Genomic DNA, 15,502 nt, shown 5'->3' with positions numbered 1-15,502 from the left:
TGATGCGCACGATTTCGCTGCCGCGCGGGCGCCAGCGCCTGCACGCCATGCCGACCAGCACCGGCTACGAAGTGCGCGAGGACGAGACTTACGACTGGGACGGGCGAAAGCGCGGCCAGACCCCGTTTACCGTGCTCCAGCATACGATCAGCGGCACCGGGCGATTGCGCTATGAAAGCCGCAATTACCGCCTGCAGGCGAACGATACGCTGCTGGTGCTGGTGCCGCACAACCATCGCTACTGGCTGGCCAAGGGCGACCGGTGGGAATATTTCTGGATCTCGATGAACGGCGAGGAGGCACTGCGCGTCCACAAGTCGATCCTCAGCGTCTCAGGTCCCGTGTTCCGGCTGCAGCCGGCAACCATCGATCACCTTGCCGATTGCAGCCTGCGGCTCATCAAGGGCGCCGCCTCGCCCGGCGCGGCGTCGGCGATCGCCTATGAGGCGGCGATGGCGCTTTACGACGATGTCTTCGGCTCGCACGCCTTCGCCGAAAAGCAGAGTGCCATGCAGCCGGTCATCGATCACATAAGCGCCAATCTCGACAAGCCGCTGCCGGTGGCGGAGCTGGTCGAAATCAGCGGCCTCAGCCGCGCCCATTTCTCGCGCTGCTTCGCCGAGAGCGAAGGATTGCCGCCGGCCGAATTCGTCCTGCAGCAGCGGCTGCAGCGCGCCGCCAAGTTGCTGACCAAGGCCGATTTCCTGCCGGTAAAGGAAGTCGCTGTTCTGTGCGGTTTCGACGACCCCAACTATTTTTCCAAGGTGTTTCGCCGCTGCTACGGCATCACGCCCACACAGTTCCGCACCACCGGCATGTATGCCAGCCTGGGCAATCATCGTTGACGCTGCCGTTGACTACTGCCTGCGGTGGTCGAGCGTCGTCGATGCAGTGCTGACCGGATCGGCGGCCGCGAAGGCGGCGTCGAGCTGTTCGGGCGTGCGCTGTCCGGCTCGTTTCCAGGCGACATATTGCACGATGCCGAAGCTCGGGCGCTGCGGCACGGTCTTGACCACCGGCATTCGGAATCCGTCGCGGAATTTCTCCCAGCGCGCGCCGAGCACCGCGACCATTTCCTCGATGGTCGGCGGCGTCGCCACATCGGCATAGGTGATGGTGACCTTGCCGGCGAGGCCCGCTTCGCGCGGGATCGGCACCGGGATCGAGGCGAGGTAATCCGCCGGCACGTCGATCAAGCCGCCAAAGGCCCATTGCTGGCGCAACGCATCGGCTTTCATCGGCGCGACGCTGACGTCGATGTCGTTGGGCGTGCCCGGCACGCGATAGGGGCAGCTGAAGCGGCCGCAATTCGCCTTTGCCGCGAACTGCCAGAGCGCGTAACCCTGCCAGTTGCCCATCGGGAAATGCACGTCGATGTCCGGCTTGTAGCGCGCATACCAGAGCGGCAGCCGCGACAACAGCCGGTAGGTGTAACGGTTGTCGGCGATGTACTGGGCGGTCTTGCCGTTCGAGTAGAGCACCGGGAAGCGACCGAGGCGGCGATGCACCTGGCGCACGAATTCTTCCGCGTCCTCGAGCGACATCCATTGCGCGGGATCGATGCCCTCGATGTCGAGGGCAATGAGATCGTCCGGCGCCGGCTCGGCGAAATCGATGAAATTGTTGGCCTGCTCGACCGGATTGCCGGGGCGGGCGAGGTGATAGGCGCCCCATTTCAGGCCGAGCGCCTTCGCCACCACCTTGCGCGTCTGGAAAAGCTCGCGCGTCACCGCATGGCGCTTCCACAGCGCCTTGCAGAGCTTCTCCTCTGTCTCGTCGCCGAAGCAGAAATAGGGCGGCGGCAGCCCGTCGGACGCCTTGTTGATGAAGCCGACGATGCGCTTGTCGGTGGCAAGCTCAGCCCAATCGATGGAGTTATATTCGTAGGCGTCGATCACCAGCGCGCGGTCGGCATTCTTCCACGGCTCGGAGAAATCCGAGGCCTTTGCCGCCGTGCCCAGCGCAACCGCAGCCGCGAGAAGCGCCAGGCGGCGAAGAGGGCGCGCCGGCTTTTTCAATCAGGGTGTCCCCACTGACCAGAGGACGATCCTGAACCGCTATGGTTAAGGAAGTGCTGTCAACCCGCGCGCCGGAACAGCGACTGAATCTCGAACTGATCGGGCCCGGCTCCTGCGGCAGCGTGCCGTCGGCCGGCGCGCTTCTTGTGACGCGCCAGCGACCATTCTGGTGGTTCACCGGTGGGAAGGGACCGGGCCATGCCACGGCCTGTCCGCAAGTACGACCAGGGATCCACTCGGGTCCCCTTCCCACTTCAAACCAGACACCGGACCAACACACACGATCCTCGGGTGGTACGCGTCCGCTTCGCTCCCGCTCCACCCGTGGATGACGAAGTCTACGCTTGCAAAATCCGCGTGTTTGACGTTTACGTAAAAAGAAGGGCGTAGGCCGCCCGAAGAATGGATGGCCTCGCTTCGGCTGCGCGACTACGGTTGGCCGCACTGGAGGAGAAGCAGGCACGATGTATCGCGCACCGGTCGAGGACATCGCCTTCACGCTGAAGCAGGTGGCCGGCCTGAAGCCGGCGCTGGACGCCGGCACCTTCGGCGACCTCGGCGAGGACCTGGTCGACGCGATCCTGGCCGAGGCCGGGCGCTTCGCCAGCGAGGAGGTTGCGCCGCTCTACAAGATCGGCGACGAGCATGGCGCGGTGCTTGTGGATGCCGCCGTCACCACGCCGCCGGGCTGGAAGGAGCTTTACCGGCGCTGGATCGAAGGCGGCTGGAACGCGCTGTCCGGGCCGGCCGAATATGGCGGCCAGGGCCTGCCCACCATGCTCGGCGTCGCCGCGCTCGAAATGTGGAACTCCGCCGCCATGGCCTTCGGCATCGGTCCGACGCTCACCATGGGCGCGGTCGAGGCGCTCGACAAGCACGCCTCCGAGGCGCTCAAGGCCAAATACCTGGCGAAGCTCGTCTCGGGCGAGTGGATGGGCACGATGAACCTGACCGAGCCGCAGGCGGGCTCGGACCTCGCCGCTTTGCGCACGCGTGCCGAGCCTGCCGCCGACGGCACCTACCGCATCTTCGGCCAGAAGATATTCATCACCTATGGCGAGCACGATTTCACCGACAACATCGTGCATCTGGTGCTGGCGAGGCTGCCCGACGCGCCCGCCGGCACGCGCGGCATCTCGCTCTTCCTGGTGCCGAAGTTCCTGGTCGATGACGATGGCTCGCTCGGCGCCCGCAACGACGTCTTCTGTTCCGGCCTCGAGCACAAGCTCGGCATCCATGCATCGCCGACCTGCACCATGATCTATGGCGACGGTTTTGAGGGCATGAGGCCCGGCGCCATCGGCTGGCTGGTCGGCGAGGAGAACAAAGGGTTGGCCTGCATGTTCACGATGATGAACAACGCTCGTCTCGCGGTGGGCATGCAGGGCGTTGCGGTGGCCGAAACCGCCACGCAGAAGGCGATCGCCTATGCCAATGAGCGCCGGCAGGGCAAGGCATCTGATTATTCAGGGTCCGGCATGGCGCCGATCGTCCGTCACCCGGACGTGCAGCGCAATCTTCTCACCATGCAGGCGCTGACGCAGATCGCGCGTGCTATCGCCTATACCTGTGCGCACGCCATCGACCGTGCCCGTGTCGCCGAGGGCGAGGCCGCCGCCAACTGGCGCGACCGCGCCAATCTCTTGACGCCGCTGGCAAAAGCCTTTTCAACCGATGTCGGCGTCGAGGTCGCTTCGCTGGGGATCCAGGTGCATGGCGGCATGGGCTTCATCGAGGAGACGGGCGCGGCGGCGCTCTATCGCGACGCCCGCATCGCGCCGATCTATGAAGGCACCAACGGCATCCAGGCGATCGACCTCGTCTCGCGAAAACTGCCGCTCGGCGGCGGCGCGCACGTGCATCGCTATATCGGCGAATTGAAAGCGATGGCCGATGCGGTGCGCACCTCCAACATCGAAGGTTTTGGCCGCACCGCCGACAATCTCGATCGCGCGCTTGCCGATCTCGACGAGGCAACGCGCTTCTTGCAAAGGCTGTTGGCCGACGGCAAGGCCGATGCCGCGATGGCCGGCGCCACGCCCTATCTGCGCCTAATCTCGCTCGCCGCCGGCGGCGCTTATTTGGCGCAAGGCGGCCTAGCCGACCGCGGCCGCGTCGCGCTTTGCCGCTTCTTTGCCGAGAACCTCCTAGGCGAGACGCGCGCGCTCAAGGAGCGCGTCATCGACGGCGCCGAAAGCCTCGCCGCCGCCGGCAAGGCGCTGATCGCCTGAACAGCCAGTCAGCCGAAGGAACCGACCGTGACCGACCATATCCTCATCGAGCGCTGGGGCGCCGTGCAGATCATCCGTATGAATCGGCCGGACAAGAAGAACGCGCTGACGCGTGCCATGTATGCGAAAATGTCGGCCGCCCTTTCTGAAGGGGATGCCGACCCGACCGTTCGCGTCCATGTCTTTCTCGGGGTGCCCGGTGCCTTTTCTTCCGGCAACGACCTTGCGGACTTCCTGGTGATCGCCACCGGCGGCGAGGGGGGGAATGAGGTGTGGGATTTCCTGATGGCGCTGGCCAAGGCGGAGAAGCCGATGGTCTCGGGTGTCGATGGCATAGCGGTGGGCATCGGCACCACGCTCAATCTGCATTGCGACCTGACCTTCGCCACGCCGCGAACGCTCTTCCGCACGCCCTTCGTCGACCTCGGCCTCGTGCCGGAGGCCGGCTCGAGCCTGCTCGCGCCGCAGGTCCTCGGCCGCCAGGGCGCCTTCGCGCTGCTCGGTCTCGGCGAAGGTTTTTCGGCTGAGCGCGCCAAGGCCGCCGGCCTGATCTACGATGTGGTCGCGGAAGACGAGCTGGAAGGCACGGTGCTGGCTGCGGCGGCCGAGATCGCCGCCAAGCCGCCGCAGGCGCTTAAGATTGCCCGCGATCTGATGCGTGAGCCGCGCAAGGAAATCGTCGCCCGCATCAAGGTCGAGAGCGAGCATTTCCGCGAGCGGCTGAAGTCCGACGAGGCGCGCGCGGCGTTGACCGCCTTCATGACCCGCAAGAAAGGCTGAACTCTTCGCTCTCGGCGATCTCAGGGGTAGAGCCGCGTCTTGTCCCAGCCGCCGGCGTCGTTTCTCGAGAACACGATGCGGTCATGCAGCCGGAACGGGCGGTCGTGCCAGAACTCGATCGTCTGCGGCAGGATGCGGAAGCCCGACCAGTGTTTCGGCCGGGGGATTTCGCCGATCGCATAGCGCGCCGTGTATTCGGCCACCGCCTTCTCCAGCGCGAAACGGCTTTCCAGCGGCCGCGACTGTTTGGAGGCCCAGGCGCCGATGCGGCTGCCGCGCGGCCGCGTCGCATAATAGGCGTCAGCCTCGGCGTCGCTGACGATCTCCACCGGCCCGCGCACGCGCACCTGGCGGCGCAGCGATTTCCAGTGGAAGCACATCGCCGCCTTCATGCTGCCAAGAATCTCGCGGCCCTTGGCGCTCTCGAAATTCGTGTAGAAGACAAATCCCCTTTCGTCGAACCCCTTGAGCAGCACCATCCGCACATCCGGCATGCCGTCGGCGTCGACGGTTGCCAACGCAACGCCGTTGGGGTCGTTGATCTCGCTCTTGACGGCGTCGTCCAGCCACTCGGCAAACAGCCGGAACGGCTCCAAAGCCTCGGCGAAGTCACCGCTTGTTAACTCGCTTTCGTTCATAGTTTTCCAAATTTTTAACGTTGCGGGAGGAGTTCGCCGATTGTCGCGTATCGCGCAAGCTTTTGACAGCGGGCAATGGAGCGTTATTGCTTCGGCCAGCGCCAAGGCTGCGTTGCTGACATTGGCGCTTCCGCTCGCGGCCTGTGGCGCCGGCGGCTTCAGCCTCGAGAAGGCGGAGGTTGACCGCTCGATCATCACCTCCAGCGCGCCGTCCGCGCCCGCCGTGCCGGCAAGCAGCGACAACGACTCGGACCAGACCACGATCGGCAATGCGGTGTCTTCCGCCGACATCCAGGAGCTCGGCGGCCAGGCGGTGCCATGGGCCAATGCCGGCACCGGCTCCCGCGGCTCGATCACCGAGCTGGTGGAACTCAAGGATGGCGGCTTGACCTGCCGCCGCTTCAACGCGACGCGGGAAAGTTTCGACGGCGTCGCCATGTATCAGGGCGAGCTGTGCATTGCCGACGCCGGAGGCTGGCGCATGCAGGAGTTCAAGGCGCTCTAATTTCAGTCTCCATTGGCATCTTGCACCACTGGAATTTCTTCCTATGCGAGCGCATATAGAGGGCAACTGTGGACCCAATCTCTCTTTCAGGCAGGAAGCATGCGCGACCCCTATGAGGTGCTGGGCGTTGCCAAGAACGCCTCGGCCAAGGAAATAAAATCGGCGTACCGCAAGCTCGCCAAGCAGCATCATCCGGACCAGAATCCGAATGATCCGAAGGCGAAAGAGCGTTTTGCGGCCGCCAACCAGGCCTATGAGATCGTCGGCGACGAGAAGCGCCGCGCAGCTTACGATCGCGGCGAGATCGACGCCGACGGCAAGCCGAGATTCCAGGGCTTCGAGGGCGCGGCCGGTGGCGATCCGTTTGCCGGATTCCGCCGTCAGCAGGGCCCCGGCGGGGCGCATTTCGAATTCCGCACCGGTCGTCCGGGCGGCGATCCTTTCGACGGCAACAGCGACATCTTCAGCCAGATCTTCGGCGAGGCCTTTTCGGGTGGGCGCGGTCCAGGCCGTGGCGACCGTCGCCAGCCGGTCCAGGCGCCTGACCTCAATGTCACGCTGGACATCACCGTCGAAGAGGCGGCCACCGCGGAGAAGGTGACGGCGATGTTCCCTGACGGCCGCAAGATGGCGGTCAAGCTTCCCACCTATGTCGAGGAGGGCCAGACCATCCGCCTGAAGGGTCAGGGCGAGCAGGGGCCCGGCCAGCCGGGCGACGCGCTGGTCAAGATCCACATTCGCCGCCATCCGCGCTATCGCATCGAGGGCCGCGACCTGCATGTCGACCTGCCTATCGAACTCGCCGACGCGGTGCTCGGCGCCAAGGTGGCCGTCGAGACGCCGACCGGCAAGCTCGCGGTCAACGTTCCCGCATGGTCGAGCTCGGACAAGGTGTTGCGCCTGAAGGGCAGGGGCCTGCCGGAAAAAGTAGGTGGCCATGGCGATCTCTACGCCCATGTGCGGCTGATGCTGCCGGAGGGTGGAGACGCCGATCTCGAAGCCCTGATGCGTAAGCGGAAAGGCTGATCGAAGCAGTTTTCTCCTCAAGCCAGTCTGTTATCGACGCTTGAAGGGGCCCTGTGCCTGTGCGATAGGGCTCCACAAAGCAGACATTCTTGCGGAGAATTGCGCACATGGCGGGTGGACAGGGCCTAATGGCCGGTAAGCGAGGCCTCATCCTTGGCGTCGCAAACAATCGGTCGATCGCTTTCGGCATCGCCAAGGCTTGCGTCGATCACGGCGCCGAAATCGCGCTGACCTATCAGGGCGAGGCGTTCAAGAAGCGCGTCGAGCCGCTGGCGGCGGAACTCAACGCGCATGTCGCCGGCCATTGCGACGTGACCGATCCGGAAAGCCTGGACGCAGTCTTTGCCGACATCGCCAAGCACTGGGGCAAGCTCGACTTCCTCGTCCATGCCATCGCCTTCTCGGACAAGGACGAGCTGACCGGCCGTTATGTCGAGACGACGCGCGATAATTTCCTGCGCACCATGGATATTTCGGTGTTTTCCTTCACCACCATCGCCAAGCGCGCCGAGCCGCTGATGAGCGAAGGCGGCTCGCTGCTGACGCTGACCTATTACGGCGCCGAGAAGGTTATGCCTCACTACAACGTCATGGGCGTCGCCAAGGCGGCGCTCGAGGCCAGCGTGCGCTATCTGGCCGTCGACCTCGGCTCCAAGAAGATCCGCGTCAACGCCATCTCGGCCGGCCCGATCAAGACCCTTGCCGCCTCCGGCATCGGCGACTTCCGCTACATCCTCAAATGGAACGAGTACAACGCGCCGCTTAAGCAGACGGTGACGCAGGAAGAAGTCGGCGATTCCGGCGTCTACTTCCTGTCGGACCTGTCGCGCGGCGTGACCGGCGAGGTCCATCACGTCGATTCCGGCTACCATGTGGTCGGCATGAAGGCGGTCGACGCGCCCGACATCTCGACCGTCAAGGACTAGTTCTCTCCGCCTGTCTATTCGTCCAGGCCCTGGCCCGACCTCCGGAGACCTGATGTATCCGCTCGTCTACATCGCCCGCCACGGCCAGACGCAGTGGAACGCCGAGGGTCGGCTGCAGGGGCAGGCAGACACCGATATCAACGAACTTGGCCGCGAGCAGGCGACGCAAAACGGCCGACGGTTGGTGGACCTTATCGGAAACGCCGCGGATTTCGATTTTGTCGCCAGCCCGATGCGCCGCACGCGTGAGACGATGGAACTGATGCGCGCGGCGATGGGTCTCGACCCGCTCGCCTATCGCACCGATCCGCGCTTGGTGGAGCTAAGCTTCGGCGACTGGCAGGGTTTCACCTTTGCCGAACTCGAAAAGCGTGTCCCGGGTTCGACCAAAAGCCGCCGCGCCGCGAAGTGGGATTTCCAGCCGCCCGGCGAGGGCGCCGAAAGCTACGAGATGCTGCTCGAGCGGATAAAACCCTGGTTCGACGCGCTTCGCCAGCCGACCGTCTGCGTCACCCATGGGGGGGTCATGCGCTGCTTCTTCCGCTTCGTCACCGGCATTTCCAAGCAGGAAGCCGCCAGCCTCGACATGCCGCAGGACCGCCTGCTACGGCTCGAGGGGCGCAGCCTGGAGTGGCTGTAGGGCCTGCATTTTAGGCCGTGTGTTGGAGGTCGGCCGAAGGCCTCGAACGTCGCCGTCCTGGAATCTGCGTTGCGTCGCTGCGCCCCTTGCTTCGCTCCAGGATGACGAAGCCTTCGGCGCTCCGGACAATTGCCAAGGTGTCCTCTACCAACGCACTGCGCCGTCCGCCAAGACCTCGCAACGCAGATGATTCTAGTCGCTGTCCGGCAGCTGCATATCGGTCACGACATTCTCGCCATTGGTCACGTCGTAGGCGAGGACGATATCCATGCCGGGCTTCAGCGCGTCGAGATCGGTTTCGGCGTTGAGCTTGTAGGACTTTCCGTCGTCCAGCGTCAGCGTCAGCGTGTCCTTGTCGACCTTCTTGATCAAGCCTTCGGTCTGGCCGGCGAACGCGGCAGCGGTGGAAATGAGCAACATGGCGCAGGCGGCGCCAATCAGGGTACGCATCGTCGTCCTCTTTGGTCATTGCGCCGGCATGAGCAACGGCGGATCCTCAACGGCGGATGGAAGAGAGCAGAAACCAACCGAATGTGTCAAAACTAAATCCTCCAGATCACAGATTGATGCATCCGATCACCGTTTGACCGCTGTGGAAAACGCCAATAGAAGGCACGCTTGAACCGGCGAACCGGGTCCGCGCCGGGCAGGGCGTTTTTTCCATGTCTCACAACACCTTCGGCCATCTTTTCCGCGTCACCACCTGGGGTGAAAGCCATGGCGCCGCTCTTGGCTGCGTTGTCGACGGCTGCCCGCCCGGGATCCGCTTCAAGCGCGAGGACATCCAGGCCGAGCTCGACCGGCGCCGCCCGGGCCAGTCGCGCTTCGTCACCCAGCGCCGCGAGCCGGACGAGGTCAAGATCCTCTCCGGCTTCATCCTCGGCGAGGACGGCGAGACGATGATCACCACCGGCACGCCGATCTCGATGCTGATCGAAAATGTGGATCAGCGCTCCAAGGATTACGGCGAGATCGCCCGCCAGTACCGGCCGGGCCATGCCGATTACACCTATGAGATCAAATACGGGTTGCGCGACCATCGCGGCGGCGGCCGCTCCTCGGCGCGCGAGACAGCAGCCAGAGTGGCGGCCGGCGCGCTGGCACGCAAGGTGGTGCCGGGCATGGTGGTGCGCGGCGCCCTGGTCTCGATGGGTGAAAAGTCGATCGATCGCGCCAATTGGAACTGGAATTTCATCGGCGATGCGGAAAACCCGTTTTTCACCCCCGACCCGGCCTCGGTTCCGGTCTTTGCCGCCTATCTCGACGGCATTCGCAAGGCCGGCTCGTCGGTCGGCGCGGTGATCGAGATCGTCGCCGAAGGTGTGCCGGCGGGCCTCGGCGCGCCGATCTATGCCAAGCTCGACCAGGACATCGCCTCCGGCCTGATGTCGATCAACGCCGTCAAGGGCGTCGAGATCGGCAACGGCTTCGAAGCCGCTCGCATCACCGGCGAACAGAATGCCGACGAGATGCGGATCGGCAATGACGGCAAGCCGGTGTTTTTGTCCAACAATGCCGGCGGCATCCTCGGCGGCATCTCGACCGGCCAGGCGATCGTCGCACGCTTCGCCGTCAAGCCGACCTCCTCGATCCTGACGCCGCGGAAATCGATCGACAAGGACGGCAAGGACGTCGAGGTCATGACCAAGGGCCGCCACGATCCCTGCGTCGGCATCCGCGCCGTGCCGATCGGCGAGGCCATGGTTGCGTGCGCGATTGCGGATCATTATCTGCGCCATAGAGGACAGACGGGAAGGGGAGGAGGGCAGTAAGGCAGCAGGAGAGTATGTTACGTCGCATTCGGCGACGCCAAACTTTTTCCGTTCCCCTACTCCCTTACCGTCCTATTCCCCAAGCGAGCTAGCGAGCGTCCATGCCATACGACCAGAAGAAGATCGTCGAAGCGATCCGCGCTTTCGAGCGCGGCGAGATCGTCGTCGTCATGGACGATGATGGGCGCGAGAACGAGGGCGACCTGATCGTTGCCGCCGTCCACTGCACGCCGGAAAAGATGGCCTTCATCGTCCGCAACACCTCCGGCATCGTCTGCACGCCGATGCTGCGCGAGGACGCAAGGAGGCTAAACCTTGCGCCCATGGTGGCCGACAATGATTCCGCCCACACCACGGCTTTCACCGTCAGCGTCGACTTCAAGCACGGCACCACGACGGGTATTTCGGCGGACGACCGCACGCTCACCGTGCGTAACCTCGCCAATGGCAATGTTGGTGCCTCCGACTTCGTGCGGCCCGGCCACATCTTCCCGCTGATCGCGCGCGAAGGCGGTGTCTTGATGCGCTCGGGCCATACGGAAGCCGCGGTCGACCTGTGCAAACTCGCCGGGCTGCCGCCGATCGGCGTCATCTCCGAACTGGTCAACGACGACGGCACCGTCAAGCGTGGACCTGAGGTGCAGGCTTTCGCCGCGCAGCACGGGCTGAAGCAGGTTTCGGTCGCCGATCTCATCGCCTATCGCCAACGCAAGGAAACGCTGGTCGAGCGCGTCGCCTGCTCCGACATCGAGACGCCCGGCGGCAAGGCGCAGGTCTTCACCTACACGCTGCCCTGGGATTCCATGCACCATGTCGCGGTCGTCTTCGGCGACATCCGCGACGGCGAGGAGGTGCCGGTGCGGCTGCATTCGGAAGACGTCGTCACCGACGTCTTCGGCACCAGCCACCGCTTGGACCACATCATGAAGGCGATGGGCGAGCGCAAGCGTGGCGTCATCGTCTACCTGCGCGAAGGCTCGGTCGGCGTCGCCCATCAGGAGCGCAAGCGGCCACAAAGCGGCGACCGCGAGGATCACGAAGAGGCGCGCCGGCGCGAGAACGAGTGGCGCGAGATCGGGCTCGGAGCGCAGATCCTCAAGGATCTCGGCATCTCCTCGATCAACCTGATCGCCTCGCGCGAGCGCCACTATGTCGGGCTCGAAGGATTCGGCATTCACATCGCCAAGACGGAAATTCTCTGACGTTTCGGCCGACAGGGCGACGGAGAAAAACGATGGCCGCGCCATTGCCTGTCAGCCAGCAGACCGAACGACTGCTGCTGCGCCGGCCCAAACAGGCGGATCTGGAGTTTCTGGCCGATCTTTTCTCGCGCCCCGAACTGGTGGCGCATCGCCCCGACCCGAAGCCGGACACGCCGCAGCAGAGTGCCGCAAGGCTCGCTCGCGACATCGATCATTGGGACAGGCGCGGATTTGGTCGCTGGGCGGTCGAAGCCAACGAGAGGCTGATCGGCTTCGGCGGTGTCACCTTATCGAGCGATTTCGATGGGCTGAACCTGTCCTATCATCTTCATCCCGAGACTTGGGGGCATGGCTACGCGACGGAACTGGTCCGGGGGACCTTGCACGCGGCTTTCGGCCCCTTGCGCGCCGATCGGGTGATCGCACTGGCGCGTCCCGCCAATCCGGCATCGCGGCGCGTGCTGGAGAAATGCGGCTTCGTCTTCGAGCGGGAGATCATGCTCCATGGCGCGCCGACGGGGCTTTACGCATTCCCGTCGGCGAAGTTCGTTCGACAGCAGGACGTATAGCCAGCCAGAGCCGGATGCATCGGTATCATCCAGCCGGAGCAATCGCCGCTTCGCATTCATTCGGGTCGCAGTCCGGCGTCGCCAGCCGACACTGGCCGGCGAGCACGGTGACCAAAGCGACTGAGCCTGCCGCCACCGACACCCAGAACCCGTTCTGCGGTCCAAAAGTGTCGACCATCCAGCCGGCGGCGAAGGAGCCTAGCGCCATGCCGATGCCGATCCCGGTGGCCACCCAGGTCACGCCTTCCGTGAGCATTGCCGGCGGCACGTGGCGTTCGATCAGGCCAAAGGCGGTGATGAAGGTCGGCGAGATGGCAACGCCGCTGACGAAGACGGCTAGCGCCAGGGTCGGCACCGTGTCGGCAAAAAGCAGCGGCAGCGTGGTGAGCGCGATGACGGCGACCGCTATCGCGAGTTGGCGTTGCAGCGGCGTGCGCAAACTGAGCGCGCCGACGATGATGCCGAGCACGAAGGATCCCAGTGCATAGACGCCGATGACGAGGCTGGCTGCTTCGGGCTGGCCGAGCTCTTCGGTAATGGCAACGGTGGTGACTTCCGTGGTTGCGAAGGTCGCGCCGACAAAGATCAGCGCGATGGTGATGATCTGCACCGGCCGCAGGCGGATCGCCGAACCGGCCGCGCCATCCTCGGCCGGACGGATGGGCGGTTCCGTCGAACGCTGCAGCAGGAATGCCGCCGAGCCGAAGGCGAGCAGCAAGGTGCTCACCACCATCCCGGCTTCCGGGAACAGCGCGGCACTCAAGCCTACCGACAGCGATGCCCCAGCGACATAGACCAGCTCGTCCGCGGCCGATTCGAAGGCGAAGGCGGTATTGAGCTCGGGGCGGTCGCGAAAAATCTCGGTCCAGCGCGCCCTGACCAGCGCCGGGATGCTGGGCATTAACGCGGCAAGCAGCGCGGATAGGAACAAGGTCCACACCGGCCAGTGCTGGTTGGCCGCGACGATCAAGGTTGCGAAGGCAAGCACCGAGACAAGTGTCGTCGGCACGGCAATCCGGCTCTGGCCGAGGCGGTCGACCAGCCGCGAGACCTGCGGCGACAGGAAGGCGTTGAATAAAGCGTATGTGGCCGAGACCGCGCCGGCCAGCCAGTACTCGCCATGCGTTTGCGACAGCATCGCCACAATGCCGATCGGCGCCATGGCGATCGGCAGCCGCGCGATGAAGGCTGCCGCGGCGAAGCTCTTCGTGCCAGGAGCCCGAAAGATTTCCGAATAGGGGTTTCGCATGGTCCTGTTCCTCGACAAGGGAAGGCGCCGCAATTACATACGCAGCGTATGAATGTCAGATAGTTCATACGTCGCGTATGTCAATTAGCATACGACGCGTATGTGAATAAGGCCAGGAGCCATGCACAAACCCCGCAAGGAGATGATCGCCGAAACGCGCGCCAAGCTGATCGCGGCCGCGCGCCATGCCTTCGGCACGATCGGCTATGCCAAGGCCTCGATGGACGATTTCACCGCTTCGGCGGGTCTGACGCGCGGCGCGCTCTATCATCATTTCGGCGACAAGAAGGGGCTCCTGCAGGCAGTGATCGCCGAGATCGACGCCGAGATGGCGGCGCGGGTGAACGAGGTGGCCTCGCGGGCGCCTACTCGCTGGCAGCATTTCGTCGACGAATGCACCACCTATATCGAGATGGCGCTTGAGCCGGAAATCCAGCGCATCATGTTCAGGGACGGCCCGGCCGTGCTCGGCGATCCGGCTCAGTGGCCCAACGCCAGCGCCTGCACGGCTTCAATGGCCGATCACCTGTCAAAGCTGCAGGAGGAGGGCGTCGTCGTTCCCGATCTCGATCCCGAGACCGCAGCGCGGCTCATCAACGGCGCCAGTAGCCAGGCCTCGCAGCGCATCGCCAATGCCAAGGATCCGGAAGCGACGTCGAAGAAGGTTGTGGCGGCGTTCAAGCAGCTGCTGGAAGGCCTGAAAACCAAATAGCATCCGGTCGCGGCGTTCCGGGCAATCACTCGGGTCCGCGCTGCCTCAGACAATTGTCCCCCGCTCAAAATCCCTCCGACATTGACTTTGGCAGGAGCGAGCGCATCCTCTCCCGCCAATTCTCTGAGGCGGAGGGTCGGGGCCATGTGGGACTTCAGCATCGGCCGGTCGGTGTCCATCATGATGCGGACGTGGCCGTTCATCGTCTTTCGCATCATCGTCTATTTCGGCATCACGGTGGCCTACACAACAGCGACCGGCACCGGCGCCAGCGTCGGTTACGGCGTCGGCCACATCTCGACCGATCCGGACGGGCCGATGTCCTTTGCCTTGTGGGGTGGGGTCGTCGGCTTCGGCGTGGTCTCGATCGCCGTCTACTGGATCCGCGAATACATTCTCTATGTGCTCAAGGCCGGCCATATCGCCGTCATGGTCCATCTGATCGACGGGCAGGAAGTTCCCGACGGCCAGGGCCAGATCGCCTATGCGCGCGAAGTGGTCACGAAGCGCTTCGCCGAGGCCAACATCCTTTTCGTCGTCGACCAGCTGGTGAAAGGCGCCATCCGCGCCATCACCGGGCTGATCGGCGGCATTGCTGCGTTCCTACCCATTCCAGGCTTGAGCGGTCTGGTGAGCTTCATCAACACCGTCATCCGCCTGTCGCTGACCTATGTCGACGAGATCATCCTCGGCTACAACATCCGCACCAATTCCAACTCGCCTTTCGAGACCGCCAGACAAGGCGTCGTGCTCTATGCGCAGAACGGCAAGTTGATGGTCAAGAACGCCGTCTGGCTGGCGGTGATCATGTGGGGTGTTTCCTTCGTCATCTTCCTTTTGATGCTGGCGCCCGCCGCCGCGATCCTCTGGGCCATGCCGGGCCAGCTTGCCGGCTGGGCCTTCGTGTTGGCCATCGTCTTCGCCTGGGCCTTCAAGGCGGCTTTCATCGAGCCCTTCGCCATCGCTTCGCTGATGCAGGTCTACTTCGCCACCATCGAGGGCCAGGTCCCCAATCCGGAATGGGACCGGCGCCTGGCCGAAGCCTCGTCCAAGTTCAGGGAATTGCGCGACAAGGCGCTCAGCCCCTTCGGCGGCTCGCGCTGGGATTCGCCAAGGACCGCTTGACTAGAGTCAGAGGAGATGCCCCGCCAATGGAAGGATCGCCGCCAGCATCTGGCGCGAACGCCAGCCTAGCAGCGGCCTTGTCAAGCTACTTGGGCGCCGCGAGTGCTCG

Annotated in this window: 16 protein-coding genes; 12 read left to right on the top strand and 4 right to left on the bottom strand. The window is 64.3% G+C overall.

Annotated features, from left to right (window positions below; all coding sequences use genetic code 11):
* Window positions 1–2: 2 nt before the first annotated feature.
* Window positions 3–845, top strand: coding sequence for an AraC family transcriptional regulator (locus P9254_RS22965; protein ID WP_278057225.1), 843 nt, complete (start codon window positions 3–5; stop codon window positions 843–845).
* Window positions 846–857: 12 nt separating this feature from the next.
* Here P9254_RS22965 and P9254_RS22960 read toward each other — a convergent pair whose 3' ends face one another.
* Window positions 858–2,018: a glycoside hydrolase family 25 protein gene (locus P9254_RS22960; RefSeq protein ID WP_127215592.1), complete on the bottom strand. Its 1,161-nt coding sequence runs from the start codon at window positions 2,016–2,018 to the stop codon at window positions 858–860.
* 464 nt (window positions 2,019–2,482) lie between these two features.
* Between P9254_RS22960 and P9254_RS22955 the strand changes: the two genes are divergently transcribed.
* The gene (locus P9254_RS22955; protein ID WP_278057139.1) at window positions 2,483–4,249 is read left to right on the top strand and encodes an acyl-CoA dehydrogenase family protein; all 1,767 of its coding nucleotides are present in this window, start codon (window positions 2,483–2,485) and stop codon (window positions 4,247–4,249) included.
* Between the two features lie 27 nt (window positions 4,250–4,276).
* Complete coding sequence (locus P9254_RS22950) at window positions 4,277–5,029, top strand: crotonase/enoyl-CoA hydratase family protein (protein ID WP_278057138.1); 753 nt, start codon at window positions 4,277–4,279, stop codon at window positions 5,027–5,029.
* A gap of 20 nt (window positions 5,030–5,049) precedes the next feature.
* Here the strand turns inward: P9254_RS22950 and pdxH are convergent, their stop codons facing one another.
* Window positions 5,050–5,667, bottom strand: a complete 618-nt coding sequence (gene pdxH, locus P9254_RS22945; protein WP_067327835.1) for a pyridoxamine 5'-phosphate oxidase — start codon at window positions 5,665–5,667, stop codon at window positions 5,050–5,052.
* A 40-nt stretch (window positions 5,668–5,707) separates the two neighbouring features.
* On the opposite strand from pdxH, the gene P9254_RS22940 reads away from it, so the two are divergent.
* The 4 genes from P9254_RS22940 to P9254_RS22925 all read left to right on the top strand — a co-directional run bounded on the left by P9254_RS22940 (window position 5,708) and on the right by P9254_RS22925 (window position 8,764).
* A complete protein-coding gene (locus P9254_RS22940; protein WP_067327836.1) occupies window positions 5,708–6,172 on the top strand; it encodes an RT0821/Lpp0805 family surface protein in 465 nt (154 codons plus the stop codon).
* A gap of 99 nt (window positions 6,173–6,271) precedes the next feature.
* The gene (locus P9254_RS22935; protein WP_066998086.1) at window positions 6,272–7,198 is read left to right on the top strand and encodes a DnaJ C-terminal domain-containing protein; all 927 of its coding nucleotides are present in this window, start codon (window positions 6,272–6,274) and stop codon (window positions 7,196–7,198) included.
* A gap of 107 nt (window positions 7,199–7,305) precedes the next feature.
* Window positions 7,306–8,124 carry an enoyl-ACP reductase FabI gene (fabI, locus tag P9254_RS22930; RefSeq protein ID WP_067327837.1) on the top strand — a complete coding sequence of 273 codons (819 nt, stop codon included), beginning with the start codon at window positions 7,306–7,308 and terminating at the stop codon, window positions 8,122–8,124.
* 52 nt (window positions 8,125–8,176) lie between these two features.
* Window positions 8,177–8,764 (top strand): histidine phosphatase family protein, encoded by a 588-nt coding sequence (locus P9254_RS22925; RefSeq protein ID WP_127241115.1) that lies wholly within the window; start codon window positions 8,177–8,179, stop codon window positions 8,762–8,764.
* A gap of 192 nt (window positions 8,765–8,956) precedes the next feature.
* Here P9254_RS22925 and P9254_RS22920 read toward each other — a convergent pair whose 3' ends face one another.
* Complete coding sequence (locus P9254_RS22920; protein WP_066998075.1) at window positions 8,957–9,214, bottom strand: DUF1344 domain-containing protein; 258 nt, start codon at window positions 9,212–9,214, stop codon at window positions 8,957–8,959.
* 212 nt (window positions 9,215–9,426) lie between these two features.
* On the opposite strand from P9254_RS22920, the gene aroC reads away from it, so the two are divergent.
* From aroC to P9254_RS22905, 3 genes are all read left to right on the top strand, one after another.
* Window positions 9,427–10,536 (top strand): chorismate synthase, encoded by a 1,110-nt coding sequence (gene aroC / locus P9254_RS22915; protein WP_127246421.1) that lies wholly within the window; start codon window positions 9,427–9,429, stop codon window positions 10,534–10,536.
* Between the two features lie 101 nt (window positions 10,537–10,637).
* On the top strand, window positions 10,638–11,738 hold the full coding sequence (gene ribB / locus P9254_RS22910; protein WP_067327840.1) for a 3,4-dihydroxy-2-butanone-4-phosphate synthase: 1,101 nt from the start codon (window positions 10,638–10,640) through the stop codon (window positions 11,736–11,738).
* A 32-nt stretch (window positions 11,739–11,770) separates the two neighbouring features.
* Window positions 11,771–12,307: a GNAT family N-acetyltransferase gene (locus tag P9254_RS22905; RefSeq protein ID WP_278057137.1), complete on the top strand. Its 537-nt coding sequence runs from the start codon at window positions 11,771–11,773 to the stop codon at window positions 12,305–12,307.
* 25 nt (window positions 12,308–12,332) lie between these two features.
* Here P9254_RS22905 and P9254_RS22900 read toward each other — a convergent pair whose 3' ends face one another.
* A complete protein-coding gene (locus tag P9254_RS22900) occupies window positions 12,333–13,556 on the bottom strand; it encodes an MFS transporter (protein WP_278057136.1) in 1,224 nt (407 codons plus the stop codon).
* 121 nt (window positions 13,557–13,677) lie between these two features.
* Here P9254_RS22900 and P9254_RS22895 point away from each other — a divergent pair, with 121 nt between their 5' ends.
* Both P9254_RS22895 and P9254_RS22890 read left to right on the top strand, forming a co-directional pair.
* Window positions 13,678–14,268, top strand: coding sequence for a TetR/AcrR family transcriptional regulator (locus P9254_RS22895; protein WP_067327843.1), 591 nt, complete (start codon window positions 13,678–13,680; stop codon window positions 14,266–14,268).
* A 144-nt stretch (window positions 14,269–14,412) separates the two neighbouring features.
* Window positions 14,413–15,393: a hypothetical protein gene (locus P9254_RS22890; RefSeq protein WP_278057135.1), complete on the top strand. Its 981-nt coding sequence runs from the start codon at window positions 14,413–14,415 to the stop codon at window positions 15,391–15,393.
* Window positions 15,394–15,502: the final 109 nt, after the last annotated feature.

This window comes from Mesorhizobium sp. WSM4983, assembly GCF_029625765.1.
GTDB lineage: Bacteria > Pseudomonadota > Alphaproteobacteria > Rhizobiales > Rhizobiaceae > Mesorhizobium.
Note: the sequence above shows the minus strand (reverse complement) of the source record. Positions and strands in the feature narration are given on the sequence as shown.

Excerpts from the sequence above, each read along its gene's own strand:
- P9254_RS22965 (WP_278057225.1), top strand. The coding sequence starts at position 3 with ATGCGCACGATTTCGCTGCCGCGCGGGCGCCAGCGCCTGCACGCCATG.
- P9254_RS22955 (WP_278057139.1), top strand. The coding sequence starts at position 2,483 with ATGTATCGCGCACCGGTCGAGGACATCGCCTTCACGCTGAAGCAGGTG.
- pdxH (WP_067327835.1), bottom strand. The coding sequence starts at position 5,667 with ATGAACGAAAGCGAGTTAACAAGCGGTGACTTCGCCGAGGCTTTGGAG.
- P9254_RS22935 (WP_066998086.1), top strand. The coding sequence starts at position 6,272 with ATGCGCGACCCCTATGAGGTGCTGGGCGTTGCCAAGAACGCCTCGGCC.
- fabI (WP_067327837.1), top strand. The coding sequence starts at position 7,306 with ATGGCGGGTGGACAGGGCCTAATGGCCGGTAAGCGAGGCCTCATCCTT.
- P9254_RS22925 (WP_127241115.1), top strand. The coding sequence starts at position 8,177 with ATGTATCCGCTCGTCTACATCGCCCGCCACGGCCAGACGCAGTGGAAC.
- P9254_RS22920 (WP_066998075.1), bottom strand. The coding sequence starts at position 9,214 with ATGCGTACCCTGATTGGCGCCGCCTGCGCCATGTTGCTCATTTCCACC.
- aroC (WP_127246421.1), top strand. The coding sequence starts at position 9,427 with ATGTCTCACAACACCTTCGGCCATCTTTTCCGCGTCACCACCTGGGGT.
- ribB (WP_067327840.1), top strand. The coding sequence starts at position 10,638 with ATGCCATACGACCAGAAGAAGATCGTCGAAGCGATCCGCGCTTTCGAG.
- P9254_RS22905 (WP_278057137.1), top strand. The coding sequence starts at position 11,771 with ATGGCCGCGCCATTGCCTGTCAGCCAGCAGACCGAACGACTGCTGCTG.
- P9254_RS22900 (WP_278057136.1), bottom strand. The coding sequence starts at position 13,556 with ATGCGAAACCCCTATTCGGAAATCTTTCGGGCTCCTGGCACGAAGAGC.
- P9254_RS22895 (WP_067327843.1), top strand. The coding sequence starts at position 13,678 with ATGCACAAACCCCGCAAGGAGATGATCGCCGAAACGCGCGCCAAGCTG.
- P9254_RS22890 (WP_278057135.1), top strand. The coding sequence starts at position 14,413 with ATGTGGGACTTCAGCATCGGCCGGTCGGTGTCCATCATGATGCGGACG.